This window comes from Ramlibacter henchirensis, from assembly GCF_004682015.1.
GTDB classification, from domain to species: domain Bacteria; phylum Pseudomonadota; class Gammaproteobacteria; order Burkholderiales; family Burkholderiaceae_C; genus Ramlibacter; species Ramlibacter henchirensis.
In genome coordinates this window covers 377,603-403,064 of record NZ_SMLM01000001.1, presented here as the reverse complement: position 1 = coordinate 403,064, position 25,462 = coordinate 377,603, and the positions used below count along the sequence as shown (strand labels likewise).

The window sequence follows — 25,462 nt, the reverse complement described above, 5'->3', positions numbered from 1 at the left end:
CTCCACATGCCGTCAAGGTGACCAGGGACGACAACACGCAGACGCTCGACAGGCTTCGCTTCATTTTCCAGCACGGCTTTTCACGACCGGACTGATTTGGCCGGACCGGCCAGCGTTAGTGCGCTACCACACGTAAGACCGGAAGCGTCGAGCAAGCCGCAGCGAGCACCACGTCATATCCCTCACTGGCTGAGGGTGATTCCGGTGACGCAGCCTCATCCACTGCGTTGAAGGCGGGCCTGCGCGCCGGCTGCTGTTGAACAAAAAGACTGCTCTGCTAGAGCTTGCGCCGTCCTATTCTGGCCGCGAGGCTCAGCATTTCGCGGTGGGCCTTCGCGCCCTGGCTCTCCAGGAGAACGGCCCAGGTGCGTGCCTCGTGTTCTCCGGGACTTCGAATCAGGGAGACAAGCGATGGCGACCATCAACGGCACCACCGGCAACGACCACCTCATCGGCACCGAAGTTGCCGACACCATCAACGGACTGGAAGGCGACGACATCATCGAGGGGCTGGGAGGCCCCGACGTTCTCAACGGCGGTGATGGGGACGACCACATCCGCGGCGGCAACGGCGCCCTGGCGTCCTCGATCGACGACGTCATCAACGGCGGCGCCGGGAACGACACGCTGCTCGGCGAAGGGAGCCGCGACCGCATCTTCGGCGGAACCGGTGACGACTTCATCGACGGCGGCGCCGGCAACGACATCTTCCTGAACGGGGATGCGGGCAACGACACCATCCTCGGTGGCGACGGCAATGACGGCAACATGAACGGCGGCGACGGCGACGACCTGATGTTCGGCGGCGCCGGCAACGACACGCTGTGGGGCGACGACGGCAACGACACGCAGCATGGCGACGCCGGCAACGACTTCCTCAACGGCCTGGACGGCGACGACAACCTGTTCGGCGGCGACGGCAACGACGAACTCGAAGGCGGCGGCACCGGCAAGGACTATCTCTCCGGCGGAGCGGGCGATGACGAGCTGAGCGGTTACAACGATGCCGACATCCTGGAAGGCGGCAGCGGCAACGACGAGTTCAGGTTCAACATCAGCTCCTTCAACACATGGTCCACGATGGCGACCACGGATGTCGTGGTCGATTTCGAAGGCGGCGGCGCCGAAGGGGGCGACCTGCTGGAGCTCAGCGGCGGCGGCTTCCTCTCCTTCCGCGGCCAGGTCAGCGTGAACCCGGTCGTCGGCGCCTCGCTGGGCGCCGATGCGGACCAGTCCGGCGCGGCGAACGGCCTCACGGATGTCTTCTACACCCACAGCGGCGGCAACACCTGGCTGCTGGCGGACACCAACGACAACGGCGTCCTGGACGAGACCGACACCGCCGTGCGGCTCAATGGCCTGCACACCCTGACCGAAGACGACTTCACCTCCCGCACCGACTTCGTCATCGCCGGAACGTCCAAGAGCGACGAGATCACCGGCACCGAGGACGGCGACGTCATCTTCGGTCTTGGCAAGAACGACAGGATCAACGGGGCCGGCGGCGACGACGAGATCTACGGTGGCGAGGGCAATGACGAACTGGATGGCGGCACCGGGTTCGACACGCTGCATGGCGAGGCGGGCAACGACCAGCTGAGCCTCCGGACGAGCGAGTTCGGCGGCAACGCTCTCGGAGGCGCCGGCAACGATTTCCTGGTCGGCAGCGACGTGGAGTTCTCCTTCAGCATGCTCGACGGCGGCGCAGGCGATGACACCCTGCAGGCAGGCGCCGGCAACACGTTCCTGCTCGGCGACAGCGGCAACGACCGCCTGATCGGCGGGCGGGGCGACGACTTCTTCGTCGGCGGCAGCGGTGCCGACCAGTTCGCCCTCGGTCCGGTGTGGACGTCCGGGTTCGGCTTCACGGACGTGATCGCCGACTTCGAGGACGGCGTGGACAAGATCGACCTGCGCGGGAGCGGCCTGACCTTCGATGACCTGGCGATCGACGATTCCGGGTTTTCCGCGGTGATCACGTCCAGCGCGGGCCGGGTGGAAGTGAGCCTCGGGCAACCGGCGACCGGTCTGTTGACCGAGTCCGACTTCCTGTTCGGCTGAAAGCCTAGAGCTGCGTATCGGGCGCCACCCGGTGGTACTCGATCTCGTTGCCGTGGATGTGGTCGACGCCGCGGAACTGCCGCGGCGAGTCGAACGTGATCTGGAAGGTGGCGAACGGCAGGTTCAGCCGGGACGGGGGCCGCCCGTTCATCGAGGTGTACTTGCGTTTGAGATTCGTGCCGTCGTAGAGCCAGGTGCCCTCGTGCACGTACTCCGCGGAGCGGCCGGCGGCGTCGATCACGCGCACCGCCTCGCGGAAGCGGTGGTCCGCACCCAGCGTCAGGATGCGCCGGGTGGTCACGCCTTCGGCCTTGGCCTCGCGCAGCCAGGTGCCCGGCAGCAGCTTCACGGGATCGCCGACGAAGCCCGACGCGCTCACCACCTCCTCGACGCCGCTTGCGGGACCCTCGCAGGTCGAGAGAATCGCGCCGGCGGCCAGCACGGCCGCAAGCCAGACCGACAAGCCCGGGCGGCCCCGGAAGGTAGATCGTTCGCTCGTCACGGCTTGCGCTCCAGTGCGTCCCGGTCCCAATGGCCGCGGGTCGCCGCCGCCTCATAGGTGCTCTGGAGGAACTGCAGCAGGGCACCGTCCGGATCCGGCGAGGTGCGCACGGCTTCATAAGGCAGGATGAACTCGCGTGCCTGCGAGTCGTAGCGGGCGGCTGCCGGCCTCACCTCGCACGCGCCGTAACCCTCCGGCTCGGGATAGGCATAGGCGTAGAAGGCGGCTTCGTCCACGGGTCCGCCGCCGGGCCAGAAGCCGGCGCTGCTGCACTCGTGCGAGTACGCCTCCACCATGACGTAATCCGGGCAGTTGGGTGCGCCCCCCGGATGGCGCGGAGCGGCTCGGCCGGAAAAGCGCGTCACGGCCAGGTCGAAGCTGCCCCAGAAGAAGTGGACCGGGCTCTGCTTGCCTCGGAAGCCGCCGCGGAAGCGCTTGAAGACGCGGTCGGACTGGACCAGGGCTCGCCACCAGCGATGGACCGCATCGCGGTCGTAGGCCGCGTGCTTCTCGTCTTGCGCAAAAGGAATCGCCTCCTGCACCTCCACGGGCCGCGCGAGCATCTGCGGCGCGAAGCCAAGCTCGCGCAGCGCCTCGAGATATTGGGCGTGGAAGCGGGCCACGGTCTGGGGGACGAGCGGCAAGCGGCGCGTGTCGCCTGCATCGGTGCGCAGCACCAGCAGGTGATCGATGAAATCGAAGTCGACGGTGAGCAGGCGCGCGCCGGCGGGCATCGGCGTCGTCGTCAGCCCGCGCTCCGAGACGTACATCGTGCACTGCCACCAATGGTTTTCCATCGGCGCCAGCGCGAGCCGGGTCTTGCCCACCACCTGCGTCCACATGTGCAGGGTGGCATAGGTGTCGCGCCAGCCCGCCAGCGGGAGCGGCGGCCAGGCAGCTTCATGCGGCGGGGATTCGGCGGCCGGCATCGGGGCTCCTGCGGGCTCTTTCGTGTTCAACGGAAGAGGTACACCCGGTCCGCTGCGGGATCGGGTTCGGGGACGATAGCACCGACAACTGCGTCCGGCGCGCGCCTAGACTCGCGGGCATGAAAGCTGCCTTCTACGAAAGTCTGGGCGCCGCGCGCGACGTCTTGCAGGTTGCCGAGTTGCCGGACCCGCAACCGGCTGCCGGCGAGGTCCGCGTGCGGCTCGCCTGGTCCGGCGTCAATCCCTCGGACGTGAAATCGCGGATGGGATTGCGCAGCAAGCAGATGCCGTTTCCGCGCGTGATCCCGCACAGCGATGGTTCCGGCGTGATCGATGCCGTCGGCGCCGGTGTTCCGAAGGAGCGGCTGGGCCAGAGGGTGTGGCTGTGGAATGCCGCCTGGGGACGGCCGCATGGCACGGCATGCGAGCTCGTCTGCTTGCCGCACGAGCAGGCCGTTGAGCTGCCCGAACAGGTCGAAGGCGAAGCGGGGGCCTGCCTGGGCATCCCGGCGCTCACGGCATTGCACGCCGTCCTGATGGACGGCGGGGTGGCCGGCAAGACGGTGCTGGTCGCCGGTGGCGCCGGGGCCGTGGGCCACTACGCTGTCCAGATGGCCGGCCAGCTGGGCGCCGCGCGCGTGCTGGCCAGCATCAGCACGCCCGAGAAGGCGGCCCTGGCACGCGAAGCCGGCGCGGACGAGGTCGTGTTCTACAAGTCGGAGCCCCTCGCCGAGCGTGTCCTGGACCTTACGAAGGGCATGGGCGTGGACCGCGTCATCGAGCTGGATTTCGCGGCCAATTCGGCGGCGGACCTGCAGATGGTCCGCACCGGTGGCGAGTGCGTGGTCTATGGCAGCGGGAGCAGCACGCTTGAACTGCCGTTCTTCCCGCTCATCTCGCGCAACATCCAGCTCAAGTTCTTCATCGTCTACAACCTGGCCCGGCACGACCGGGAAAGAGCTGTCGCAACGCTCACGCGGATGCTCCAGCGAGGCGTGCTGAAGCACAACGTTGCGGCCAGGCTGCCCCTGGCAGACATTGCCACCGCGCATGAAATGGTCGAGGGCGGGCGCGCCGTCGGCAATGTCGTCCTGAAGGTCGGCTGAGAGCCGGCTAGCCGAATGACTCGTGGAACCGGCTGATGCCGCACGACGCGGACAGCGCCGGCAGCGGGAACGCGCGCCACGGCGCATGCATGGTCGTGGCATCCAGGTTGCCGAGCACGCGGTCCCGCAGGCGCCCCTTCACCTCCTGGCGATGGTTCAGCACCTGGCCCCACGTGGAACTCCCGTTCAAGTGGACGGCAAACGCCGGGAGCGCGATGGAAGCGACGTACTCCGGTGGAAACAGCCGCTTGTAGCCAGCCAGGTTGTAGAGCCATGAGAGGCCTCGTACCCGGCGCGCGTGCGGGTGCCGGCGGCGCACATCGGCGAACAGCGCGCGCAACTCGGACAGCCGCTGCGGCAAGCGCGCATCACCGAGAGGGCTGTCGGCCCAGTGCCGCTCGCCGGGCATGAAATGGATGCGCAATGTCCCCTGTGCATCGGGTGCGTCATAGCTGAAGCAACCGAACGGCGATTCCGCAGGACGGGCATGAAGCTCGTGAAAGGACATCGTCCGCTCCAGCACTTCCTCGTGCGCCGCCCCGTCCGGCAGGGTGTCGAGAAATCGGCTCCACGTCTGCGCGCCGGAGGCATCCGCCAGGCCGAACCTCCTGCGCAGGTTCGTGCAGCGCGAGATGGCCTCGCGCCGGGGAATCGCGGCCAGGCCTGCGTATCTCGCGGCGAAACGCAGCTGCAGGTCGAAGTAGTCTTCGTACAACCGGCCGGGCATCCCGGCATTCTCCGTCGGACGCCGACGAGCTCACACGCGCAGCGCGCCGCGAAAGCCCCTCGCCGCGTAGTACGACTGCGCGCCGTTGTGGTAGACGAAGACCTTGCCATAGCGGCGGTCGCAGAAGAGGGCTCCGCCGAGTGAACGGACATCGGACGGTGTGCTGATCCAGCTGGAAGTCCTGGCGTCGAACTCGCCCAGCGTCTGCAGCGCCCGGTACTGTTCTTCCGTCAACAGCTCGATGCCCATTTCGGCCGCCATCTCGACAGCACTGCCCTGCGGCTTGTTCTCCTTGCGGGAGTCCAGCGCTTCCCGGTCGTAGCAGAGGCTCCTGCGGCCTGCCGGGCTCTCCGCGGAGCAATCGCAGAACGTCAGCTGCCCGGCTTCGTTGCGACCGATCACGTCCGGCTCGCCGCCGGTTTCCTCCATCGCAAGAACCGGCCTCAGGCCATCGGGATTGCTTTCGAGCCTGGCCTGCACCTCGGACCATGCGACGCCGGGGTGGCGATGCATGTTCTTCTCGAAGCGGGCCTTCAATGCGCGAAGCAGTTGGTCGCGTTCTGTTGCCTTCATGCTTGCTGGTGTTTGCTCGAGGGCATTCTCGGCGAAGCTGCGCCGGCCGTTGTCGCCACCGGGCATTCCCCAAACGGGGTATGGAACACGCCAGGCCCCGCCGCTAGCCTTGGCCGATGGAGCGCATCGAGGGACCCGTTCATGGCCACTACCTGGCCGCGTACACAGTGGCCAGCAATGAAGGGCACTACGGGTACGCCAAGATCTGCGTCCGCAAACCCGAATGCGTCTGGGAAACGGCTTCGGCCGTCTTCAAGGTGGCCGCAGGCCCGTTCAACAACGAAGCATCGGCCCTGACCAGGGTGATCGACAAGGCGGCGCAGGAGCTCAGGGAAGCATCGGAGTGGCAGGTGCTCTGGGACTTCGCATGTCCCTAGAGCCCGGACGCGGAACCGCGCGAGGGGATTGACGGGGGCGCCCTCGCGCGGCGCGGGCGTCCGAAGGCGCCGCAATCCCGTGTACGACAGGTCCTGCACGAGCTCAGCATCTCCGCTGATGTTGAGACGGACCGGCACGTCCCAATGTTCCGGACATGCCCGCAACTCCCGCCCAACAGGACCCGCTCCAGGATTCCTGGCGCCTGGAGGAGCTCACCCCGGACACTCGCCGGCGCCTTTTCGAGACCGCGCGGAGATTGCCGCCGGCCAGGCGATTCATGCGAGAAGGCCCCGGACGTCCCCCGCCCCCGCACTCGGAGCGTCCGCTGAGCCGGGCCGAGCGAAGAACGCATTGATCTCCCCCGGCCACGTCCAGTGTCTGGACCATGGCCACATCCCTCAATCCGGCGCCTTGGCCACGTAGATCTCGCTGTGCTTCGGGAAGATGGTTCCGTGGTAGCGGAATTCCTGGACCTGCAACCCGTGCTGCTGGAGTGTCGAGAAGAGCCATTGCCTGCTGAACCGGACGCAGACAAGAGGTTCATCGCATGTGTAGGGCACGTAGTTCGTCGGATTGAGCGTGACGTCCGGGACATCGTCTTCGACAAAAGCAGTCAGGAAGCAGCGGCCCTGGGGACGGAGGATCCTTCCGATCTCCCCGATATAGGCCTCGACGTCCTCGGGCACCATGTTCGTGAAGACGCCCCAGAGGTAGACGATGTCAGCCGAGGCGTCGTCCACCGGCAGCCGCAACTCTTTTCCAACCACCGTGCCCCCCGGGTTGTAGAGCGCGTTGGCCATGTCGAGATGGACGAACCGGAAGGTCGGGTGATACTTCTCGATGTTTTCCTTGCACCAACGCACGAAACCCTCATTGGCGTCGATCCCGAGGTAGTGCACGTCCCCGAACTCCTTGAGCAGCCCGGTGGCGAGGCGGCCCAGTCCGCACCCGATGTCGACGACACGAGCGCCCTTCGCGTAGCCGAGCCTCGCCGAGAACTTCGTCGCCTCCAGGACGGCTGACAGGAAGAAGAAGCTGTCGATCGGGAACGCGTCTCCGCACATCCTGCGCCGCAGGCTCTTGGGCGGCAGTCGGTACCCGCGGTGAAGCACGAAGCCCCTGCTGTCAGCCGTCCTGTCCTCACGCGGCCGGCGCAGCCTCTGCACGCGCAGGCCCGCCTTTCTCAGGACCCTGACGACGATCTCCAGCCGTCGCATCCGCCACGTCGCAGGCTTCTTCGCACCGTTCTTCATGGCTGACCAGTCTATGCCTGTGCAGCGCGTTTGCGTCGGCTCCCACAGGGGCGATCGCATCAGGATGACTTGAAAAAGCGGACGAGCTGCTGCTCAACGTTCGAAATCACCGAGCTCTTCGAACTCTCCGGCGTTACCGGCCGGCCACAGGACGGAAACACGCCCAAACAACACCGCAACGCGGGCGCGACGCGTTGCGCAACGGGCGATACCGGGGTCGCCAACACTTGCTTGCAACGAGGAGTTGCGCTCATGGACCCGAAAGCCGAAACCCGCTCAAGCATCACAGCCGATCTCTCGGTGGACGCAATCCGCCGGGCCGTCAACATCGCCCAGTCCGAGTGCGTCTGCCAGCTTCACCTGAGCGTCTGCCTCCTGACAGCCGCGGGCGAGCGTGCCGGCATCCAGCCTTTCCTGTACGAATCCGGCAGCCCGGGGTGGAACTGAAGCCGATCAGGCGTCGTGGTTTCGCAGAAGCACCCGGCCCGCTTCGGTGATCTCCACCATCCGATCCGGCGTGCACCGGATCAGGCCGCGGCCGAGGGCTTCCTCCCACACGGGCAGCCTGGGGCAGTGGGTCCCCCAGGCTTCGATGACATCTTCGTAGGGACGCGGCGCGTGGGCGATGGACTCCACCAGATCGGTGACGAGGGATTCGACTGGGTCGGCCATCAGGGTCCTCCTTGGAGCGGCAAAGCGGTTCGATGGTATGCGCGCCGGCGACGGCCGGGTGCTCACGCGATGTGCAGCTTGCTCGTGTTCTTGACCTCTTCCATCACCGCATAGGTTCTGGTCTCGCGCACGCCGGGCAATTGCCAGAGCACCTTGCCGGCGAACTCGCGGTAGGCGTTCATGTCCGCGACCCGCGTCTTGATCAGGTAATCGAAGCCGCCCGCCACCATGAAGCACTCCAGGATCTCGGGCTGCACCTGCACCGCGGCCCGGAACTGCTCGAACACGCCCGGCGTGGTGCGGTCCAGCAGCACCTCGACGAACACGAGCATGCCGACGCCGAGCAGGCGGGGATTGAGGCGCGCCTCGTAGCCTTCGATGTAGCCGTCGCGGGTCAATCGCTGCACCCGCGCGAGCACCGCGGTGGGCGACAGCGACACGGCCTCTGCCAGCTTCAGGTTGGAGATTCGGCCGTCGTCCTGCAGCTGCTGCAGGATGCGGCGGTCGATGCGGTCGAGGTCCTCGATGCCCGGCATGCGTAGTGGATCCTTCGGCTGGAAACGTTGAAATCGAAGCAAGATGCTAGCGATAAACCGGATCATCGAGGATGTCACGTTGAAGCCCGAATGCAATGAACCCGCCTTCCGCCCGCGTCTTCCAGCAGTTCTTCGAGCCCGCTGAGCTCGCCTCACCGCGGCTGCGCCAGGCCATCACGGCCGCCTCCCGAATCCCCGAACAGCAGGCCGTCCGCAACGTCATCGAAGGCGCCCGGCTGCCCGTCGAAACCGCCACCCGGGCGCAAGCCTTGGCGATGCGCGTCGCCGGCACGCTGCGAAGCCGCAGGAACGGATCGGGCCGGGCCGGCATCGTCCAGAACCTGCTGCAGGAGTACGCGCTGTCCTCGCAGGAAGGCATCGCCCTGATGTGCCTGGCCGAAGCATTGCTGCGCATCCCCGATGCCGACACCCGCGACGCCCTGATCCGCGACAAGATTTCGCAAGGCCAATGGCAGACCCACCTCGGCAAGAGCCCGTCCCTCTTCGTGAACGCGGCCACGTGGGGGCTGCTGATCACGGGCAAGCTCGTGTCCACGCACAGCGAGTCGGGGCTGTCCGCGGCGATCGGCCGCCTGGTCAACCTTGGCGGCGAGCCGCTCATCCGCAAGGGCGTGGACATGGCCATGCGCATGATGGGCGAGCAGTTCGTCACCGGCGAGACCATCGAGGAGGCCTTGCGCAACGCGGCGGAACGCGAGAAGCAGGGCTTCCGCTACTCATTCGACATGCTCGGCGAAGCGGCCCTGACGGCGCACGACGCGCAGCGCTACCTGCGCGACTACGAGACGGCCATCCACGCGATCGGCAAGGCTTCGGCAGGCCGGGGCATCTACGAAGGACCGGGCATCTCGATCAAGCTCTCCGCGCTCCATCCGCGTTACTCGCGCGCGCAGTACGACCGCGTCATGGGCGAGCTGTACCCCGTGCTCGTGCGACTCTGTGCGCTCGCGAAGCGCCATGACATCGGCCTGAACATCGACGCCGAAGAGGCCGATCGCCTGGAGCTTTCGCTGGACCTGCTGGAACGCCTGTCCTTCGAGCCTCAGTTGCAAGGCTGGCACGGGCTGGGCTTCGTGGTGCAGGCCTACCAGAAGCGATGCCCGTTTGTGGTCGACTGGCTCGTCGACCTCGCCAGGCGCAGCAAGCGCCGCCTGATGGTGCGCCTGGTCAAGGGCGCGTACTGGGATTCGGAGATCAAGCGCGCGCAGCTGGATGGACAGGACGGCTACCCGATCTACACGCGCAAGCCCTACACCGATGCGTCGTACCTGGCCTGCGCCCGCAAGCTGCTGGCCGCGCCCGAAGCGGTGTACCCGCAGTTCGCTACGCACAACGCCCACACCCTGGCCGCCATCTACGAGATGGCGGACCCGCGCAGCTACACGCCGGGCCAGTACGAGTTCCAGTGCCTTCACGGCATGGGCGAGCCCCTGTACGAGCAGGTGGTGGGCGCGCCGTCGGAAGGCAAGCTGGGGCGGCCGTGCCGCATCTATGCGCCGGTCGGAACGCACGAAACCCTGCTGGCCTACCTGGTGCGCAGGCTGCTGGAAAACGGCGCGAACACGAGCTTCGTGAACCAGATCGCGGACCAGACGCTGTCGATCGAGAAGCTCGTGCGTGACCCGGTGAGCGTCATCCACGAGTTCGCGGACAAGGAAGGCGCGCTCGGACTGCCGCATCCGGCGATCCCGCTGCCGCGCGATCTCTATGGCGATTTGCGCCGCAACTCGCGCGGCGTCGACCTGGCCAGCGAGGCGCAGCTGCGCGAGCTGGCAGCGACCTTCAACGCCGCGGCCTCGGAGCGCTGGATCGCGCAGCCGATGCTGGCCGAGGACACGCCGCAGATGGCGCTCGACCCGGTGCTGAATCCCGCCGAACGCGCGGACGAGGTGGGCTACGTCCGGGAAGCGACGCCGGACCAGGTCGACCGCGCCCTGGCGCGAGCGGTGGAAGGCGCAGCGTCATGGGCGGCGACACCTCCGGCGCAGCGCGCGCGGCTGCTCGAAACGGCGGCGGACCGCCTCGAAGGCGACATGCAGCGCCTGATGAGCCTGCTCATCCGCGAGGCCGGCAAGACCGCGTCCAATGCAGTGGCCGAGGTCCGCGAAGCCGTGGACTTCCTGCGCTACTACGCACGTGAGGTACGAGAGCACTTCCAGAACGAGACGCACGTTCCCTTGGGTCCGGTCGTCTGCATCTCCCCGTGGAACTTCCCGCTGGCCATCTTCGTGGGACAGATCTCCGCCGCACTCGCAGCCGGCAACGTGGTGCTCGCCAAGCCGGCGGAACAGACACCGCTGGTCGCGGCGCAAGCGGTTCGAGCGCTGTGGGACGCGGGTGTCCCCTGCCATGCGATCCAGCTCCTTCCCGGACAGGGCTCGGTGGTGGGCGCCCAGCTGGTGTCGGATCCGCGCGTCCAGGGTGTCCTGTTCACCGGCTCCACGGAGGTCGCACGCATCCTGCAGCGCAGCGTCGCGGGCCGGCTGAACTCGAGTGGACGGGCGATCCCGCTGATTGCGGAGACCGGGGGCCAGAACGCGATGATCGTGGACTCGTCGGCGCTGGCCGAGCAGGTCGTCGCGGACGTGCTCACATCGGCCTTCGACAGCGCCGGCCAGCGCTGCTCGGCGCTGCGCGTGCTCTGCGTGCAGGAGGATGCGGCGGACCGGATCCAGGACATGCTGCTGGGTGCGATGGCGCAACTGCGTGTCGGGAACCCCGCCCGCCTTGCCACCGACGTCGGGCCGGTCATCGACGAAGAAGCGCGGACCAACATCGAGCGGCACATCGAGGAGATGCGCGCCAGGGGCCGCCGCGTGCACCAGGTGGCCGGCCACAGCGAGCACCCGCTGTACACGGGAACGTACGTGCTTCCCACGCTGGTCGAGATCGACAGCATCTCCGAGCTGAAGCGGGAAGTCTTCGGGCCGGTCCTGCACTTCGTGCGCTACCCGCGCGAGGAACTCGACGGGCTGCTCGCGCAGATCAATGGAACCGGCTACGGGCTCACCATGGGCCTCCACACCCGCATTGACGAAACCATCGGGAGAGTGGTGGACGCGGCCCACGCGGGCAACGTGTACGTCAACCGGAACATGGTGGGCGCGGTCGTGGGCGTGCAGCCGTTCGGGGGCGAAGGCCTGTCGGGCACCGGGCCCAAGCCGGGCGGTCCGCTTTACCTGTACCGCCTGCTTGCGAAGCGTCCCGATGACGTGCTCGCGCGAGCTCTCGACCCCTGCCTTGCCGCAAAGGACAGGAACGCACGGACTGCGTCCCCTGCCCTGCGTTCACTGACGGAATGGGCCGGCCCACGCCACCCCGACCTTGCCGCGGCCTGCCGGCGCTTTGCCGCACTCGCGCGCACGAATGAATCCATCGAGCTTCCCGGACCCACCGGCGAGCGGAACGTCTACACCGTCGCACCGCGCTCGAGCGTGCTCTGCCTCGCCGGCATGGATGCCGACCGGCTGGTCCAATTGGCCGCGGTGCTCGCCGTCGGCGCCCGCGCCATCTGGCCATCGACGTCGCAGGAACTCCTGCAGCGACTGCCGGCAGAAGTCCAGGGCCAGGTCGTCCTCGCACGCGACTGGACGGCGCCGGGCATCGCGTTCGACAGCGTGCTGCTGCACGGAACGCCAGAAGAACTGGCGTCGGTGCAGCAGCAGCTTGCGAAACGCGAGGGCCCGGTCGTCAGCGTCGAGCGCCTGGAGCCGGGCGAGGTTTCCGTTCCGCTGGAGCGGCTCGTGATCGAGCGCGCGCTCAGCATCAACACGGCAGCAGCGGGCGGGAACGCGTCGCTGATGACGATCGGTTGAGCGCGCGGGCGCTTCAGCGCGCAGCTCAGGCTGCGATCGACGCCTTCGCCTCGTTGGCGGCCTGGCCCAGCTGCGCGCGGATCTCCACGTCAGCGGCGGCGAGCGCGTTCGACTTGGCCTGGTCGCCCATGGCCACGCCCTCGGCTCGCACGAAGCGGATGTCGGTGATGCCCAGGAAGCCGAACACGGTCTTGAGGTAGCTCTCCTGGTGGTCCATGACCTCGCCGGGCAGGCCGGCGTACAGGCCGCCGCGCGTGGACACGACGATCACCGTCTTCCCCTTGGCCAGCCCTTCTGGTCCGCTGGCCGTGTAGCGGAACGTGCGGCCGGCCTGGGCGATGCGGTCGATCCAGGCCTTGAGCTGGCTCGGGACACTGAAGTTGTACATGGGCGCGCCGATCACCACGACGTCGGCCGCCAGGAACTGGCTCACCAGCTTCTCGGAAACGGCGTTCTCCTGCTTCTGGGCGGTCGTGAGCTGGGGCGCCTCGATGCCGAGGCGGAAGCCCAGCGAGTCCATGTCCAGGTGCGACGGCGCGTCCACGGCCAGGTCCAGGTACTCCACCCTGGTGGCCGGTTGGGTGGCGGTCCACTGCGCGACCACCTTGCGGCTGAGTTCGCGCGAAATAGAGGCGGAGCCCAGCGGGCTCGAGTCGATGTGCAGCAGCTTCATGGTTTTCTCCTGTTGGGCGGGACACGTTCGCCGCCCGTGAGATAGATTGTGCGGACGATCCAATCCGGCGATAAGACGCCAAATCAGGATCGGACTGTTCTACGGGTGGAACGATGCAGGACCTGAACGACATGCTTTTCTTTGCCGAGGTGGTCGACAGCGGCGGCTTCGCGGCGGCGGGCCGCGGGCTGGGCGTCCCCAAGTCCAAGCTGTCGCGGCGCATCAGCGAACTCGAGGCACGGCTGGGTGTGCGCCTCTTGCAGCGGACGACACGGAAGCTGTCGCTCACCGAAGCGGGCGAGATCTACCACCGGCACTGCGTGGCCATGCGCGAGCAGGCCGAAGCTGCCGATGAGGCAGTCGCGCGGGTCCAGAGCGAACCGCGCGGAACGGTGCGGGTCACCTGCCCCGTCACGCTCGCGCAGACGACTCTCGGTCCGATCCTGCCGCGCTTCCTCGCGGCGCATCCGCAGGTGCGGATCGAGATGCAGGTCACGAATCGCGTGGTCGACCTGGTGCAGGAGGGCGTGGACGTGGCCCTGCGCGTTCGCTCCAACCCCGACGACAGCGGCAGCCTCGTGGTGAAGAACCTGGGCCCGACACTGGGTGTGCTGGTGGCGAGCCCGCAGCTGCTGCAACGCTTCGGCGCGCCTGCGTCGCCGGAGGACCTGCGCGACCTGCCCACCGTCGCGATGTCGGCGGCGGATGGGCGAGCCAGCTGGCGGCTGGTCGGGCCTCGTGGCGAGGAGTTCGAACTGCAGCACCGGCCGGCCTACACCGCCGACGACCTGCACGTGCTGAAGCTCGCCGCCGTGCAAGGCGCCGGCATGAGCGTGCTGCCCGACTACCTGTGCATCGACGAAGTGCGCCGCGGCCTGCTCGTGCCCGTGCTCCCCGGCTGGGCGCCGCCCGCGGCCAAGGTGCTGGCGGTGTTTCCCTCGCGCCGCGGCATGGTGCCGGCGGTGCGGCGGTTCCTGGACTTCCTGGCCGAGAGCGTGAAGGGCGAGCGCATCGTGCCGCAGGCGGCGTGAGTAGCATCGCGCCCGAGGATTCGCAATTGGCTGCCCCCGGCTACAACCTCGCCCGCTTCGATTTCGTCTCGATCCGGCTCGCCGTCGCGTGCGCGCAGACGGGCAGCCTCACTTCGGCCGCGCGGGACTGCAACCTGGTCCTGCCGGCCGCGAGCCGCCGCATCCGCGAACTGGAAAACGCGCTCGGCGACACGCTGTTCGAGCGGCATTCGCGCGGCCTGGTGCCCACCGAAGCGGGCCGCGCTTTCGTGCGCCATGGGCTGGCCCTGCTGCAGGAGATGGACAACCTGGTGGCGGAGCTGGCCGACATCCGGCAGGGCATCGTGCGCCACATCCAGCTCTGCGCCAGCACGGCGTCGATCAACCAGTTCCTGCCTCCGCTGCTGGCGGAATACGCCGAAGCCCACCCGGATGTGCGGGTGGAGGTCGAGGAGCAGGTGTCGGAGGTGGTCGTCACCTCGCTGCGCGAAGGACGCGCGGACATCGGAGCGTTCGTCGAAGGCCCGCACACCGAGGGGCTGGAGATCCGCGATTTCCGCAAGGACCAGCTCGTGCTGATCCTCCCGGCGCGCCACCGCCTCGCCGGACGCACGCCGATCCCGTTCGTGGACACGCTCGACGAGCAGTGGATCAGCCTGAACGCCGGCGCGGCCATGCTCCAGAAGCAGCAGCAGGCCGCACTCGCCGCCGGGCGCAACTTCAAGCTGCGCATGCAGGTTCGCAGCTTCGACGCGGTCGGCCACATGGTCGCGTCGGGGCTCGGCATCGCCGCGCTTCCCAAGGCGGCGGGACTGCCGATCGTGAAGGCGATGAAGCTCACCTGGCGTCCCCTGGCAGACCCGTGGTCCCACCGGCAGCTGAAGATCGGCATCCGGCCGGATTCCGACCCCGCGATCGTCGGGCTTCGGGATTTCCTGTGCAGGCCTTCGCAGAAAGCGAAGGCAGCCTGAATGAAGCAGGAATAGACCTCGCGCCGCGTCCGCCGGAGACTTCCCGGATGGACAGCAAAACACCCAACGCGGCGGCCTCGCCGAAGGCGGCCCTGGCCGGCCTCAAGGTGCTGGAACTCGGCCAGCTCATCGCGGGGCCCTTCGCCGCGAAGACCCTGGCCGACTTCGGCGCCGACGTCATCAAGATCGAGCCGCCCGCCGCCGGCGATCCCTTGCGCAAATGGCGGATGCTCAAGGACGGCACCTCGGTGTGGTGGCAGGTCCAGTCCCGCAACAAGCGATCGCTCGCGCTGGACCTGAAGGACCCGGAAGGTCAGGCGATCGTGCGCAAGCTCGCGGCCGAGGTGGACGTCCTCATCGAGAACTTCCGGCCCGGCGCGATGGAAGGCTGGGGGCTCGCTCCCGAGGACCTCCTGAAGCTGAATCCGCGCCTCATCGTTCTGCGCATCAGCGGCTACGGCCAGACCGGCCCGTACCGGAACCGGCCGGGGTTCGGCGTCATCGGCGAAGCGATGGGCGGCCTGCGCCATCTCACCGCCGAGCCAGGACGCGTGCCGGTCCGGGTCGGCGTCAGCCTGGGCGACACGCTGGCGGCGCTGCACGGTGTGATCGGCATCCTGCTGGCCCTGCAGCACCGCCATGCCACCGGCGAGGGCCAGGTCATCGACATCGCCCTGTACGAAGCGGTCTTCAACTGCATGGAAAGCCTGCTGCCGGAATACAGCGCCTTCGGTGCGGTCCGCGGCCCCGCCGGCAGCGCGCTGCCCGGCATCGCGCCGACCAACGCCTATCGCTGCAAGGACGGCGGCTATGCGCTGATCGCCGGCAATGGCGACAGCATCTTCCGCCGCCTGATGGCCCTCATCCGGCGCGACGACCTCGCGAACGACCCGGCCCTTGCCGACAACGCCGGCCGAGTCGCCCGCGTGCACGAACTCGACGAGGTGATCGGCGCATGGACGGCCCAGCGCACCGTCGACGAAGTGCTGGCCGCGCTGGACGAAGCTTCCGTTCCGGGCGGACGCATCTACACCATCGCCGACATCGCCGCCGACCCCCACTACCGGGCGCGCGACATGCTGCAGGAAGTCCGCATGGACGACGGCAGCACGCTGGCCGTTCCCGGCGTCGTGCCCAAGCTCTCGCGCACGCCCGGCGGCCACCGCCGCAACGCGCCCGTGCTCGGCCAGGACTCCGAAGCAGTCCTGCGCGAGGTGGGGCTCACCGCACAGCAGATCCAGGCCCTGCGCGACCGGGGCGTGATCCAGGGAGCACCCGCGTGAACCGCATCCTTTTCAACGAAGTCGTCACGCGCGACGGGTTCCAGAACGAGCCGGACTTCATCCCCACCGATGCGAAGGTGGCGCTGATCGACGAACTGAGCCGGTGCGGCTACGCGAAGGTGGAGGTCACCTCCTTCACCTCGCCCAAGGCGATTCCCATGCTGCGCGATGCCGAGGAGGTGATGGGCCGCATCCGGCGCGTTCCCGGTGTCGAGTACACGGTGCTCGTGCCCAACGTGCGGGGTGCGGAACGGGCAATGGAGTCTCACGCGGACGAGCTCAACCTCGTGATGTCCACGTCGGAGACCCACAACCTGGCGAACCTGCGCATGCCGCGCGAGAAGAGCTTCGAGGGCTTGAAGGCGGTGATCGACCTCGTCGCGGGCAAGGCGCCGGTCAATGTCTCGCTGTCCACCTGCTTCGGCTGCCCGATGGAAGGCGAAGTGCCGCAGGAGGAAGTGTTGCGCTGGGCCGCGCGCTTCGCGGACCTCGGCGTTCGCGGGCTGACGATCTGCGACACCACGGGCATGGCGCATCCCGCGCAGGTCGCGCGCATGTGCGAAGCACTGCAACGCCGGTTCGGGCACCTGCAGCTCACCCTGCACTTCCACAACACGCGGGGCATGGGCCTGGCCAACGTGCTCGCGGCCGTGCAGCAGGGCATCACACGCCTCGACGGCTCGCTGGGCGGGCTCGGCGGCTGCCCCTATGCGCCGGGCGCCACCGGCAACATCTGCAGCGAGGACGCCCTCCACATGCTGCAGGCGATGGGCTACGAGACCGGCGTCGACCTGGACCGGCTGCTCGCGGTCGCACGGCGCCTTCCCGAAATCGTCGGCCACGAGGTCCCCGGGCAAGTCGCCAAGGCCGGCCCCATTTCCGACCTGCACCCTGCCCCCGCTTCGGTGGCCGAGCTCCGCAGGGCGTTCGCATGATCAGCCACCTGGATCACCTGGTCCTCACCACGGCGCGAGAAGCCGCGTGCGTGGACTTCTACACGCGTGTGCTCGGGATGGAGCTGGAGACCTTCATCGGCGGCACCCCGCCGGTCCAACGCCGGGCGTTCAGGTTCGGCCACCAGAAGATCAACCTGCATGTGCAGGGCGCCGAGTTCGAGCCGAAGGCGCACCTGCCCGTGCCGGGCGCGCTCGACTTGTGCTTCATCGTCACCGTTCCACTGGAGACCGTCATCGAACGGCTGCGCGCGCAGGAGTGGCCGATCGAACAGGGGCCGGTGCTGCGAACCGGCGCCCGGGGCCAGATCCGTTCCGTCTACGTGCGCGACCCGGACTTCAACCTGATCGAACTCTCGCAGCCCGTCTGAATTTCAAGGAGACAAAGATGCAACGACGTCAATTGATCAAAGGCGGCAGCGCCGCGGTGCTCGCCGGCGCAGCCGGCCGCCTGTTCGCGCAAGCCAAGTATCCCGAGCGTCCGATCACCATCGTCGTGCCGACGGCTCCCGGCGGCACCACGGACTTCACCGCACGCCTGATCTCGGAACCGCTGTCGCGCGCCCTGGGCCAGCCCGTGGTCGTGGACAACAAGCCCGGCGCCTCCGGCAACATCGGCAACCAGATCGTCGCGCGCGCCAAGCCGGACGGCTACACGCTGCTGCTGGCCTACAGCGGGTACCAGGTGGGCAACCCGCACCTGTTCAAGAAGGCCGGATGGGACCCGATCAAGGACTTCGCGCCCGTGGCGATGCTCACGCGCGCGCCGCAGGTGCTGGCGGCCAAGGCCAGCCTGCCCGCCAACAACCTGCGCGAGCTGATCGCGTACGCCAAGGCGAATCCGGGCAAGCTGAACTACGCCTCGTCCGGCAACGGCTCGATCCAGCACATCGCGGGCGAACTGTTCAAGCAGCTCACGGGCACGTCCCTCACGCATGTTCCGTACAAGGGATCGGGCCCGGCCGTGCAGGACCTGCTGGGCGGGCAAGTCGATCTTTTCATCACGACGCCGGCCGCGGTGGTCAGCCAGGTCAAGGCGGACAAGCTGAAGGCCCTGGCGGTCACCAGCCAGACCCGGCTCATCTCGCTGCCGCAGGTTCCCACCGCGGCGGAGTCGGGCCTGCAGAACTTCAACCTCGACTCGTGGTTCGCGCTGTACGCGCCGGCCGGCACGCCGGCCGACATCGTGCAGCGCCTGAATGCCGAGATCGGAAAGATCCTCTCCGCGCCGGAGGTCCGCAAGAAGGCCGAGGAGTCCGGCACGCGCGTGGAGCAGATGAGTCCTGCGCAACTCGGGGAGTTCACGCGCAAGGAGCTCGACTACTGGGGGCGGGTGATCCAGTCGGCCAGCATCAGCGCGGACTGATTGACCGTGCAACGCGGAGATCACCCGCGGACACAGCGCGAGGTCAGCCGCCCGCAGCCTTGCTGTTCACCGCGCCTTTCAGCGCGGCACCGGGGACGAACTTCACTGAGGTGGACGCAGCGATCGTCAGGGCCTCACCCGTCTGCGGATTGCGGCCCGAACGTTCCGCGCGCTCCGCCCTCTTGAAGCTGCCGAACCCCGGGATCACCACCTCACCGCCTTTCGCGAGTTCGTCGGTGACGATCCTGATCAACGCTTCGAGGGACCTCGACGCGGCGGCTTGCGGTTGCTCGGTAGCGGAAGCGAGGGATTGCACCAGCTCGGTCTTGTTCATGAGAGTCCTGTGGGGGAAAAAGGCGCCAGTGTAGGCAACTCGTATGGTGGCGGTTGGCCGCGACACAGCCCGTGGCGGCTGGCTCCGCCATTCGACCTAGTGCTTGTGCGTGCTGTGGTCGTGGTTCGCGGATTTCCTGGCCTTCGCGGTCGGCGGCGCGGCCGCAGGCTGCGGGTCGGCAAGCTGCGCCACGACTTCGAACTCACCTCGCATGCCGGCCTCGAAATGACCAGGCACCAGGCAGGCGATCTGCAGCTGCTCGGGCCGGCGGTAGGTCACCACCAGTTCTCCAACCTTGCCAGGTGCAACGGTGACGGCGGCGCCCGCGTGGTGTGCGTGACCACTGCCCTGCCGCATCTGGTTCGCGTGTTCGCGCAACTCGCTTTCCGTCCCGATGACGAGTTCATGCGGCAGCTGGCCATCGTTGCGCGCCACGATCCGCACGGTCTCACCCGCCTGCACCTTGATGGCCCCCGGCAGGAACCGCATGGCGTCGACCATGTTCACCTCGATCGTCCGGTTCACGACCTGGGCCACCGGCGTGTTGGCCGCCGGCTCTTCGCCATGGTGATGGGCCAGGGACCCGGCCGGGTCCTGGACAAGCCACTGCCACGCGCCTGCGCTGCCGATGCAGACGAGCAGGCCGGCAACGGCCACATACGACGCGACGGGGCGCGTGATGCGGGTGCGCTGCTGGATCAACATGGCCAGCACCGAGACGGCGAAGCCGAGAGGCACGACCCAGGCGCTGCGCTCGGGCGAGTCCGGGAAGTGCTGGAGTCCGCCGGTGAAGAACCCCAATCCGACCGAGAGCAGCGTGCCCCACAGGACGGTGGTCCACACGCTCTCCCGTCCTCCGCCGACGTCCGCGTTCCGATGCTCCGCCCAGAGGCCAAGCACGAAGAGCAGCACCCCGGTTGCGGCCGTCCAGAGCGAACGCTCGCCCGAAAAGAATCCGTGGTTCACAGCCCCCGAGATGAAGCTGATGCCGGAATACTTGAGCAGCATGACGACGTGCTGCCGGCGGAAGTTGTAGTGCATGGCTGAAGGATTCGAATGCATCGCAGGCCGGATTGTCGTGCTGCTTGCGCAAGCCTCAGTGACCATGGTGCGAGTGAACCAGCGCATGACCGCGCCCGCGTGAAATCAGCCACCGGTTTGCCGGGTATGCGGCGACAGCGGCGATGGCGAGCGAAGACGCGAGGGCGATCCAGAAGACCGGTGACGCAAGGTCCGCATCCATCGCTCCGGGCCACGCCAGCATGATGCCGTTGTCGACCACCTCCATGATGGCGATGGAAAGCGTGTCCGACGCCAACGCGAGGCCCGCCGCCGTTCGCAGGGGCATCCCGGAGCGGACGAGCGGGAACATGGTGAACGCATATCCGAACGCGAAGGCGAGCGTGACGGCCAGAGCTATGGTTCCGGCGTTCGACAGGTGAAGCGAGGTGCCGATCACCATGCCAAGCACCTCGCCGACGGCGCACCCCGTCAGGCAGTGCAGCGTGGCCCAGGCGGCCACCGTGTTGAGGTTGGGCACGGTCGTGTGCCGGTTCAGCGGTTGAGCGTGGCTGTGGCCGTGGTGCGAGCTGTGCAGGTTCATCGAAGGCTCCTTTTGGGGTGGAGCCTTGATCGTCAACCTTCACATCGTGGCAAGGTCAAGCCCCTCGCGTGCGGTGGACGCGAGGCCGCCCGGCTGAACGCCCGTGGCGTCCTCACTTCGACGGCGAGCCCATCTTTCCCTGAAGCACTGCCACCAGATGCTGCTTGGCTTCGGCAAGCTGGGCCTTGTCGGCGTCGTGCACCTTGCGGAAGAAGGCGGCGCACTCCGGCGACTTCGCTGCTTCCGCGTCCTTGATGTACTGGTCGTAGGCGATCAGCGCCTGCGCCTTGTTCTGGATGAGCGTGATCCAGTCGTAGGCCAAGTCGCTGAGCGGGTGCGGATCGGATGACTTTTCCTGCATGGCTTTCCTTTCCGGATACATGGAGGGCGAAAAGCAGGATACGGCAAAGCGAATGCTCGCTGTGACCCAGCCACGCGACCCGCCGCAGGCCGTCGCACCTAAACTGAGCGCGAGAACCTCTCCCGTGCTCGGCATGACACTGAAAGCCGTCCTCTTCGACATCGAGGGCACGTTGGCCATCGGCGGCCGGCCGCTGCCGGGCGCCGTCGAGGCGGTCGCCTTGGGCAGGAAGGCCGGGCTGGACGTTCGCTTCCTGACGAACATCAGCGGGCGCACCCCGGCCATGCTCTGCGCCGAACTCCGGGGCATGGGCTTCGCGCTCTCGGAACACGAGATCCACACGGCCACGAGCGCGTGCGTGGAGTACCTGCGCGAGCGCACCGGAACCCGCTGCCGCCTGGTGGTGCCGGACGCGGTCCTGCCGATGTTCGACGGCATCGCGCGTGACGATGAACATCCGGACGTCGTCGTGGTCGGCGACGTCGGCAGCGAGTTCAACTACGCACTGCTCAACGGCGTGTTCCGGCAGCTGCGTGACGGCGCCGAGCTGATCGCCCTGCACAAGGGCGTGTTCTGGATCGCCGCCGACGGCCCGCGGCTCGATGCGGGTGCCTTCATCGTCGGGCTGGAGGCAGCCACTCGCAAGCAGGCGCTGGTGATGGGCAAGCCTTCGCCCGTCTTCTTCACCAAGGCCTTCGATGCGCTGGGCGTGGCGCCCGGCCAGGCGCTGGTCGTCGGCGACGACGTCATGACGGACGTGCAAGGCGCGCACGGCGTGCAGGCCCCCTGCGCCCTGGTGGGGACCGGCAAGTACCGGCCCGGCGATGAAGAGCGGGAGCCGCGGCCGGACCACTTCCTCGCCACCCTGGACGGGTTTGCGGCGCTGCTCGACGGTTCGCGCTGAGCGCGGCGTACGGCTCGGCGCGCGCTTCTGCAAACCGCCGGCGAGGTCTACGATGGCCCGATGGAAGCAGGGTACGTCACCCGGACGATGAGCCGTGACGAGGTCGCGCTCGCGATCGACTGGGCGGCGCGCGAAGGATGGAATCCGGGCCTGCACGATGCGGAGACCTTTCCCGCCGCGGATCCGCAAGGCTTCTTCGTCGCCACGCTGGATGGCGAGCCGGTGGCCTCGATCTCCGTCGTCAAATACGGACCCGGTTTCGCCTTCCTGGGCCTGTACATCGTGCGACCGGAATGCCGCGGCCGCGGCCTGGGCCGGCGGGTGTGGCAGCACGGGATGGCCTCCGCCCATGGGCGGCAGGTCGGACTGGACGGCGTGGTCGCGCAGCAGCCCAACTACCGCAAGTCGGGCTTCGAACTGGCCTGGCGCAACGTGCGCCACGAGGGCCACGGCGGGACGCAGGCGCCCGAGGATGCGCGGCTGGTCGACCTCGCCGGCATTCCCTTCGACGTCGTATGCGCGTACGACAAGTCGTACTTCCCCGCCGCGCGCACCGCCTTCCTGCGCGCCTGGTTCACCCAGCCGGACGCCGCGGCGCGCGGCTGGATCGAGGACGGCCGGCTGCAAGGCTACGGCGTCGTCCGCCGCTGCCGCAGCGGCTGGAAGATCGGCCCCTTGTTCGCAGAACGCGAGCGCATCGCCGAGTGCCTGTTCCTCGCGCTGTGCTCCCAGGCGGGCGCGGACGAACCCGTCTACCTCGACCTGCCCGAGGCGAATGCGGCCGCGGTGGCGCTGGCGCAGCGCCACCACATGCGGATCGTGTTCGAGACCGCGCGCATGTACACGGGCCGGCCTCCCGCGGTGAACATGCACGGGCTGTATGGGGTCACCACATTCGAGTTGGGTTGAAGCGGACGTCGGCCCGGGCCGGATCACGTTGGCGCATCGACCAGGGCGCGCAAGGGCTGCCAATGCTCTCCCTCCCAGAACACACGCCCGCAAGCCTCGCACGCGCTGAAACGGTCGAACTGCTCGCGCACGCGCGGCGGCAGCCGCTGCTCCACCCGTGACTTCTCGACGGCGTGCAGCGCCCCATTGCAGGCCGGGCACACCGTCACGGGCCGCGCGCTGCGGGCGAGCTGAAGCCGCTCGAAGACCTCGCGCAACTGCTGCTGCGGCCGCAGCGCATGCACGTAGCAGCCATGCGTGATGCTTCGCCGTTTGAGCAGGTCACGGTCTCGCGTCAGCACGATGCGGGCCTGCTCCGCGGCGATGCGCTCGATCTCGTCGTCGGCGAAGCCGCTGTCGTACAGCGTGTCGAACCCCATCATCCGCAGCAGGCGCGCGAGCGAGCCGAGGTGGGTGTCGGCCACGAAGCGCGTGTCGCGCAGCGGCTGTTCGCGCACGCGCAGCAGCGGCGTGATGTCGAACGCCTCGAACTTCGGGTACACGGCCACGCGGTCGCCTTCGCGCAGGAGCGTGTCGAAGCCGACCGACGCACCATTGAGCAGGATCAGCTCGACCTCGGTGTGCGGAACGCCCAGCGCCTCGATCATGTGCTTGGTGGTGGCGGCGCGGGCGCAGGGCACGGTGAACTCTCTCCGCCGCCGCCCGGGCGCGAGGAAGTCGTTCAGCTCCTCGTAGAAGCGGAAAGTCGCCGTCACCATGCGCGGCATCAGGGTTCGCCGCCCGCGGCCAGCCGCACGGGGATGCGCCGCCGCCCGAACGCGTGCGTCATCGCGCCGAAGTGACCGCCGACGCGCGTGCCGCAATACGGGCAGCTCGCGCGCGCATCGAGCGCGCACTCCAGCACCTCGTACCAGTCGCGCCGGATCAGCGGCTCGCCGCAGCCGGGGCAATAGGTCGTGCCGCCCTCCACGTCATGCACGTTGCCGGTGTAGACGTGGTGCAGGCCGTTGGCGAGCGCGATCGCCCGTGCGCGCTTGAGCGTCGCGGGCGGCGTGGCAGGCCTGTCCAGCATCTTGTAGTCCGGATGGAAGGCCGTGAAATGCAGGGGCACGTCCGGCCCCAGCTCGCTCGCGACCCAGCGCGACAGCGCCTCGATCTCGCCGGCGTCATCGTTCAGGCCGGGGATCAGCAGCGTCGTGATCTCCAGCCAGCACGCCGTCTCGCGCCTGACGTACTGCAGCGTGTCGAGCACCGGCGCGAGATGGGCGCCGGTCTGCTGGAAGTAGAAGCTTTCGGTGAAGCCCTTGAGGTCGACGTTGGCCGCGTCCATCTTCGCGTAGAACTCGCGGCGCGGCTGAGCGTGCATGTAGCCGGCCGTCACCGCCACGCTGTGGAGGCCGAGCGCATGGCAGGCATCGGCGGTGTCCATCGCGTACTCGGCGAAGATCACCGGGTCGTTGTAGGTGAAGGCCACGCTGGCGGCGCCGCCGGCTCGCGCGGCTTGCGCGATGCGCTGCGGCGAGGCGGCGTCCATCAGCCGGTCCATCTCGCGGCTCTTGGAGATGTCCCAGTTCTGGCAGAACTTGCAGGCGAGGTTGCAGCCCGCGGTCCCGAACGACAGCACGCTGGAGCCGGGGCAGAAATGGTTGAGCGGCTTCTTCTCGATCGGGTCGAGGCAGAAACCGGAACTGCGGCCGTAGGTGGTGAGCACCATTTCGTCGCCCGCGCGCTGGCGAACGAAGCACATGCCGCGCTGGCCTTCGTGCAGCCGGCAGTCGCGCGGGCACAGATCGCACTGGATGCGGCCGTCGTCCAGGTGGTGCCACCAGCGGGCAGGATGCATGGCAGGACTCCTGCGCCGAATGTGTATCGGCGGCCGTCGAAGATCAACCGCGTGATCTCAGCAGGCCCGTGTCTGCCTACCCCGGCTGCCTGCGTGGTCCGACAAGGCCGCACTTTCCGCGAGTCCAGCATGGCTGGAACCCTGAAAGGCAGCCCCCCATGAGCATCCTGTCCAACCTGTTCGATCGCTTGCGCAACCGCGGAAAGCCTTCCGCGAGCGCGGGTGCCGCCTCATCCAGCGCCTCTGCCGGGCAGACGGCGCCAACCCAAGGCGGAGCGACGCAGACCACGCCTGCTCCTTCCGCGCAAGCCATGCCGCAGGGGCAGCAACCCGCAACCGCCGCACAGGCCGCGACGGCCCAGCAGCCGGGGCAACCCCAGCCGGCGGCGCAGCCGCGCCCGGCCGTGGTCGCACTCAACGAGGTCGACATGGAGGAAGTGCTCGAGGACCTGGCAGCGAAGAATTCGCAGAAGCTGAACTGGCGCACCTCCATCGTCGACCTGATGAAGCTGCTGGGCATGGACAGCAGCCTGCAGGAACGCAAGGCGCTGGCGGACGAACTCGGCTACACCGGCGACAAGAGCGACTCGGCCGCCATGAACATCTGGCTGCACAAGCAGGTCATGAAGAAGGTCGCCGAGAACGGCGGCAAGGTGCCTGCGAGCCTCATGGACTGAAC

The 25,462-nt window shown here is 68.0% G+C and carries 28 protein-coding genes; 14 read left to right on the top strand and 14 right to left on the bottom strand.

The annotated features are described in order from the left end of the window. The first annotated feature begins 411 nt into the window (after positions 1-411). Positions 412-2,061 carry a calcium-binding protein gene (locus tag EZ313_RS02055; protein WP_135261560.1) on the top strand — a complete coding sequence of 550 codons (1,650 nt, stop codon included), beginning with the start codon at positions 412-414 and terminating at the stop codon, positions 2,059-2,061. Between the two features lie 4 nt (positions 2,062-2,065). Here the strand turns inward: EZ313_RS02055 and EZ313_RS02050 are convergent, their stop codons facing one another. Further along, positions 2,066-2,563, bottom strand: coding sequence for a hypothetical protein (locus tag EZ313_RS02050; protein ID WP_135261559.1), 498 nt, complete (start codon positions 2,561-2,563; stop codon positions 2,066-2,068). Continuing rightward, positions 2,560-3,492, bottom strand: a complete 933-nt coding sequence (locus EZ313_RS02045; protein ID WP_135261558.1) for a DUF5996 family protein — start codon at positions 3,490-3,492, stop codon at positions 2,560-2,562. The genes EZ313_RS02050 and EZ313_RS02045 overlap by 4 nt, the downstream gene beginning before the upstream one ends. Before the next feature lie 119 nt (positions 3,493-3,611). Between EZ313_RS02045 and EZ313_RS02040 the strand changes: the two genes are divergently transcribed. Continuing rightward, a complete protein-coding gene (locus EZ313_RS02040) occupies positions 3,612-4,598 on the top strand; it encodes an NADPH:quinone reductase (RefSeq protein ID WP_135261557.1) in 987 nt (328 codons plus the stop codon). Positions 4,599-4,605: 7 nt separating this feature from the next. Here EZ313_RS02040 and EZ313_RS02035 read toward each other — a convergent pair whose 3' ends face one another. Continuing rightward, complete coding sequence (locus EZ313_RS02035) at positions 4,606-5,325, bottom strand: hypothetical protein (protein WP_135261556.1); 720 nt, start codon at positions 5,323-5,325, stop codon at positions 4,606-4,608. 30 nt (positions 5,326-5,355) lie between these two features. Then, positions 5,356-5,964: a DUF4256 domain-containing protein gene (locus tag EZ313_RS02030; protein ID WP_240788502.1), complete on the bottom strand. Its 609-nt coding sequence runs from the start codon at positions 5,962-5,964 to the stop codon at positions 5,356-5,358. Between the two features lie 50 nt (positions 5,965-6,014). Between EZ313_RS02030 and EZ313_RS02025 the strand changes: the two genes are divergently transcribed. Further along, positions 6,015-6,275 (top strand): hypothetical protein, encoded by a 261-nt coding sequence (locus tag EZ313_RS02025; protein ID WP_135261555.1) that lies wholly within the window; start codon positions 6,015-6,017, stop codon positions 6,273-6,275. 399 nt (positions 6,276-6,674) lie between these two features. Here the strand turns inward: EZ313_RS02025 and EZ313_RS02020 are convergent, their stop codons facing one another. Continuing rightward, on the bottom strand, positions 6,675-7,529 hold the full coding sequence (locus EZ313_RS02020) for a class I SAM-dependent methyltransferase (protein ID WP_167772465.1): 855 nt from the start codon (positions 7,527-7,529) through the stop codon (positions 6,675-6,677). Between the two features lie 252 nt (positions 7,530-7,781). Here EZ313_RS02020 and EZ313_RS02015 point away from each other — a divergent pair, with 252 nt between their 5' ends. Next, positions 7,782-7,976, top strand: a complete 195-nt coding sequence (locus EZ313_RS02015; protein ID WP_135261553.1) for a hypothetical protein — start codon at positions 7,782-7,784, stop codon at positions 7,974-7,976. A gap of 6 nt (positions 7,977-7,982) precedes the next feature. On the opposite strand, the gene EZ313_RS02010 is transcribed toward EZ313_RS02015, so the two are convergent. Together EZ313_RS02010 and EZ313_RS02005 are read right to left on the bottom strand one after the other, a co-directional pair. After that, a complete protein-coding gene (locus tag EZ313_RS02010; protein ID WP_135261552.1) occupies positions 7,983-8,201 on the bottom strand; it encodes a hypothetical protein in 219 nt (72 codons plus the stop codon). A gap of 62 nt (positions 8,202-8,263) precedes the next feature. Further along, positions 8,264-8,737 carry an Lrp/AsnC ligand binding domain-containing protein gene (locus tag EZ313_RS02005; RefSeq protein ID WP_135261551.1) on the bottom strand — a complete coding sequence of 158 codons (474 nt, stop codon included), beginning with the start codon at positions 8,735-8,737 and terminating at the stop codon, positions 8,264-8,266. A gap of 95 nt (positions 8,738-8,832) precedes the next feature. Here EZ313_RS02005 and putA point away from each other — a divergent pair, with 95 nt between their 5' ends. Further along, positions 8,833-12,573, top strand: coding sequence for a trifunctional transcriptional regulator/proline dehydrogenase/L-glutamate gamma-semialdehyde dehydrogenase (gene putA / locus EZ313_RS02000; RefSeq protein WP_135261550.1), 3,741 nt, complete (start codon positions 8,833-8,835; stop codon positions 12,571-12,573). Positions 12,574-12,598: 25 nt separating this feature from the next. On the opposite strand, the gene EZ313_RS01995 is transcribed toward putA, so the two are convergent. Beyond that, positions 12,599-13,246 (bottom strand): FMN-dependent NADH-azoreductase, encoded by a 648-nt coding sequence (locus tag EZ313_RS01995; protein ID WP_135261549.1) that lies wholly within the window; start codon positions 13,244-13,246, stop codon positions 12,599-12,601. A 113-nt stretch (positions 13,247-13,359) separates the two neighbouring features. Between EZ313_RS01995 and EZ313_RS01990 the strand changes: the two genes are divergently transcribed. From EZ313_RS01990 to EZ313_RS01965, 6 genes are read left to right on the top strand one after another with little or no spacing between them, the layout of a single operon-like run. Next, positions 13,360-14,277: a LysR substrate-binding domain-containing protein gene (locus EZ313_RS01990; protein ID WP_135261548.1), complete on the top strand. Its 918-nt coding sequence runs from the start codon at positions 13,360-13,362 to the stop codon at positions 14,275-14,277. 26 nt (positions 14,278-14,303) lie between these two features. Further along, complete coding sequence (locus EZ313_RS01985; protein ID WP_135261547.1) at positions 14,304-15,227, top strand: LysR family transcriptional regulator; 924 nt, start codon at positions 14,304-14,306, stop codon at positions 15,225-15,227. A gap of 47 nt (positions 15,228-15,274) precedes the next feature. After that, entirely contained in the window at positions 15,275-16,510 is a 1,236-nt protein-coding gene (locus tag EZ313_RS01980; protein WP_135261546.1) for a CaiB/BaiF CoA transferase family protein, read from the top strand. Then, entirely contained in the window at positions 16,507-17,445 is a 939-nt protein-coding gene (locus EZ313_RS01975) for a hydroxymethylglutaryl-CoA lyase (RefSeq protein ID WP_135261545.1), read from the top strand. Before EZ313_RS01980 ends, EZ313_RS01975 begins: the two co-directional genes overlap by 4 nt. Further along, a complete protein-coding gene (locus EZ313_RS01970) occupies positions 17,442-17,834 on the top strand; it encodes a VOC family protein (RefSeq protein ID WP_135261544.1) in 393 nt (130 codons plus the stop codon). Before EZ313_RS01975 ends, EZ313_RS01970 begins: the two co-directional genes overlap by 4 nt. Before the next feature lie 17 nt (positions 17,835-17,851). Continuing rightward, positions 17,852-18,829 carry a Bug family tripartite tricarboxylate transporter substrate binding protein gene (locus EZ313_RS01965; RefSeq protein WP_135261543.1) on the top strand — a complete coding sequence of 326 codons (978 nt, stop codon included), beginning with the start codon at positions 17,852-17,854 and terminating at the stop codon, positions 18,827-18,829. 43 nt (positions 18,830-18,872) lie between these two features. Here EZ313_RS01965 and EZ313_RS01960 read toward each other — a convergent pair whose 3' ends face one another. The 4 genes from EZ313_RS01960 to EZ313_RS01945 form a co-directional block, all read right to left on the bottom strand. Further along, positions 18,873-19,163: an HU family DNA-binding protein gene (locus tag EZ313_RS01960; RefSeq protein WP_135261542.1), complete on the bottom strand. Its 291-nt coding sequence runs from the start codon at positions 19,161-19,163 to the stop codon at positions 18,873-18,875. A gap of 96 nt (positions 19,164-19,259) precedes the next feature. Next, the gene (locus EZ313_RS01955) at positions 19,260-20,204 is read right to left on the bottom strand and encodes a cupredoxin family protein (protein WP_167772464.1); all 945 of its coding nucleotides are present in this window, start codon (positions 20,202-20,204) and stop codon (positions 19,260-19,262) included. Between the two features lie 55 nt (positions 20,205-20,259). After that, positions 20,260-20,766, bottom strand: coding sequence for a DUF4396 domain-containing protein (locus EZ313_RS01950; protein WP_135261540.1), 507 nt, complete (start codon positions 20,764-20,766; stop codon positions 20,260-20,262). Between the two features lie 112 nt (positions 20,767-20,878). Continuing rightward, the gene (locus EZ313_RS01945) at positions 20,879-21,127 is read right to left on the bottom strand and encodes a hypothetical protein (protein WP_135261539.1); all 249 of its coding nucleotides are present in this window, start codon (positions 21,125-21,127) and stop codon (positions 20,879-20,881) included. A 133-nt stretch (positions 21,128-21,260) separates the two neighbouring features. On the opposite strand from EZ313_RS01945, the gene EZ313_RS01940 reads away from it, so the two are divergent. Together EZ313_RS01940 and EZ313_RS01935 are read left to right on the top strand one after the other, a co-directional pair. After that, positions 21,261-22,031, top strand: coding sequence for a TIGR01458 family HAD-type hydrolase (locus EZ313_RS01940; RefSeq protein WP_167772463.1), 771 nt, complete (start codon positions 21,261-21,263; stop codon positions 22,029-22,031). Between the two features lie 60 nt (positions 22,032-22,091). Then, positions 22,092-22,940: a GNAT family N-acetyltransferase gene (locus tag EZ313_RS01935; protein WP_135261537.1), complete on the top strand. Its 849-nt coding sequence runs from the start codon at positions 22,092-22,094 to the stop codon at positions 22,938-22,940. 23 nt (positions 22,941-22,963) lie between these two features. Here EZ313_RS01935 and EZ313_RS01930 read toward each other — a convergent pair whose 3' ends face one another. Then, positions 22,964-23,698: a Mut7-C RNAse domain-containing protein gene (locus EZ313_RS01930; protein WP_135261536.1), complete on the bottom strand. Its 735-nt coding sequence runs from the start codon at positions 23,696-23,698 to the stop codon at positions 22,964-22,966. Positions 23,699-23,706: 8 nt separating this feature from the next. Beyond that, complete coding sequence (amrS, locus tag EZ313_RS01925; protein WP_135261535.1) at positions 23,707-24,783, bottom strand: AmmeMemoRadiSam system radical SAM enzyme; 1,077 nt, start codon at positions 24,781-24,783, stop codon at positions 23,707-23,709. A 158-nt stretch (positions 24,784-24,941) separates the two neighbouring features. On the opposite strand from amrS, the gene EZ313_RS01920 reads away from it, so the two are divergent. Beyond that, a complete protein-coding gene (locus EZ313_RS01920) occupies positions 24,942-25,460 on the top strand; it encodes a DUF3597 domain-containing protein (RefSeq protein ID WP_135261534.1) in 519 nt (172 codons plus the stop codon). Positions 25,461-25,462: the final 2 nt, after the last annotated feature.

Bases quoted from the DNA above. Each gene is read 5' to 3' on its own strand.
- EZ313_RS02045 (WP_135261558.1), bottom strand. From the start codon at position 3,492: ATGCCGGCCGCCGAATCCCCGCCGCATGAAGCTGCCTGGCCGCCGCTC.
- EZ313_RS02035 (WP_135261556.1), bottom strand. From the start codon at position 5,325: ATGCCCGGCCGGTTGTACGAAGACTACTTCGACCTGCAGCTGCGTTTC.
- EZ313_RS01995 (WP_135261549.1), bottom strand. From the start codon at position 13,246: ATGAAGCTGCTGCACATCGACTCGAGCCCGCTGGGCTCCGCCTCTATT.
- EZ313_RS01930 (WP_135261536.1), bottom strand. From the start codon at position 23,698: ATGGTGACGGCGACTTTCCGCTTCTACGAGGAGCTGAACGACTTCCTC.
- EZ313_RS01980 (WP_135261546.1), top strand. From the start codon at position 15,275: ATGGACAGCAAAACACCCAACGCGGCGGCCTCGCCGAAGGCGGCCCTG.
- EZ313_RS01940 (WP_167772463.1), top strand. From the start codon at position 21,261: ATGACACTGAAAGCCGTCCTCTTCGACATCGAGGGCACGTTGGCCATC.
- EZ313_RS01945 (WP_135261539.1), bottom strand. From the start codon at position 21,127: ATGCAGGAAAAGTCATCCGATCCGCACCCGCTCAGCGACTTGGCCTAC.
- amrS (WP_135261535.1), bottom strand. From the start codon at position 24,783: ATGCATCCTGCCCGCTGGTGGCACCACCTGGACGACGGCCGCATCCAG.
- EZ313_RS01970 (WP_135261544.1), top strand. From the start codon at position 17,442: ATGATCAGCCACCTGGATCACCTGGTCCTCACCACGGCGCGAGAAGCC.
- putA (WP_135261550.1), top strand. From the start codon at position 8,833: ATGAACCCGCCTTCCGCCCGCGTCTTCCAGCAGTTCTTCGAGCCCGCT.
- EZ313_RS02040 (WP_135261557.1), top strand. From the start codon at position 3,612: ATGAAAGCTGCCTTCTACGAAAGTCTGGGCGCCGCGCGCGACGTCTTG.
- EZ313_RS01935 (WP_135261537.1), top strand. From the start codon at position 22,092: ATGGAAGCAGGGTACGTCACCCGGACGATGAGCCGTGACGAGGTCGCG.
- EZ313_RS02020 (WP_167772465.1), bottom strand. From the start codon at position 7,529: ATGAAGAACGGTGCGAAGAAGCCTGCGACGTGGCGGATGCGACGGCTG.
- EZ313_RS02010 (WP_135261552.1), bottom strand. From the start codon at position 8,201: ATGGCCGACCCAGTCGAATCCCTCGTCACCGATCTGGTGGAGTCCATC.
- EZ313_RS01960 (WP_135261542.1), bottom strand. From the start codon at position 19,163: ATGAACAAGACCGAGCTGGTGCAATCCCTCGCTTCCGCTACCGAGCAA.
- EZ313_RS01955 (WP_167772464.1), bottom strand. From the start codon at position 20,204: ATGCACTACAACTTCCGCCGGCAGCACGTCGTCATGCTGCTCAAGTAT.
- EZ313_RS02030 (WP_240788502.1), bottom strand. From the start codon at position 5,964: ATGCCCGGTGGCGACAACGGCCGGCGCAGCTTCGCCGAGAATGCCCTC.
- EZ313_RS02005 (WP_135261551.1), bottom strand. From the start codon at position 8,737: ATGCCGGGCATCGAGGACCTCGACCGCATCGACCGCCGCATCCTGCAG.
- EZ313_RS02015 (WP_135261553.1), top strand. From the start codon at position 7,782: ATGGACCCGAAAGCCGAAACCCGCTCAAGCATCACAGCCGATCTCTCG.
- EZ313_RS01950 (WP_135261540.1), bottom strand. From the start codon at position 20,766: ATGAACCTGCACAGCTCGCACCACGGCCACAGCCACGCTCAACCGCTG.
- EZ313_RS02055 (WP_135261560.1), top strand. From the start codon at position 412: ATGGCGACCATCAACGGCACCACCGGCAACGACCACCTCATCGGCACC.
- EZ313_RS01965 (WP_135261543.1), top strand. From the start codon at position 17,852: ATGCAACGACGTCAATTGATCAAAGGCGGCAGCGCCGCGGTGCTCGCC.
- EZ313_RS02025 (WP_135261555.1), top strand. From the start codon at position 6,015: ATGGAGCGCATCGAGGGACCCGTTCATGGCCACTACCTGGCCGCGTAC.
- EZ313_RS01920 (WP_135261534.1), top strand. From the start codon at position 24,942: ATGAGCATCCTGTCCAACCTGTTCGATCGCTTGCGCAACCGCGGAAAG.
- EZ313_RS01990 (WP_135261548.1), top strand. From the start codon at position 13,360: ATGCAGGACCTGAACGACATGCTTTTCTTTGCCGAGGTGGTCGACAGC.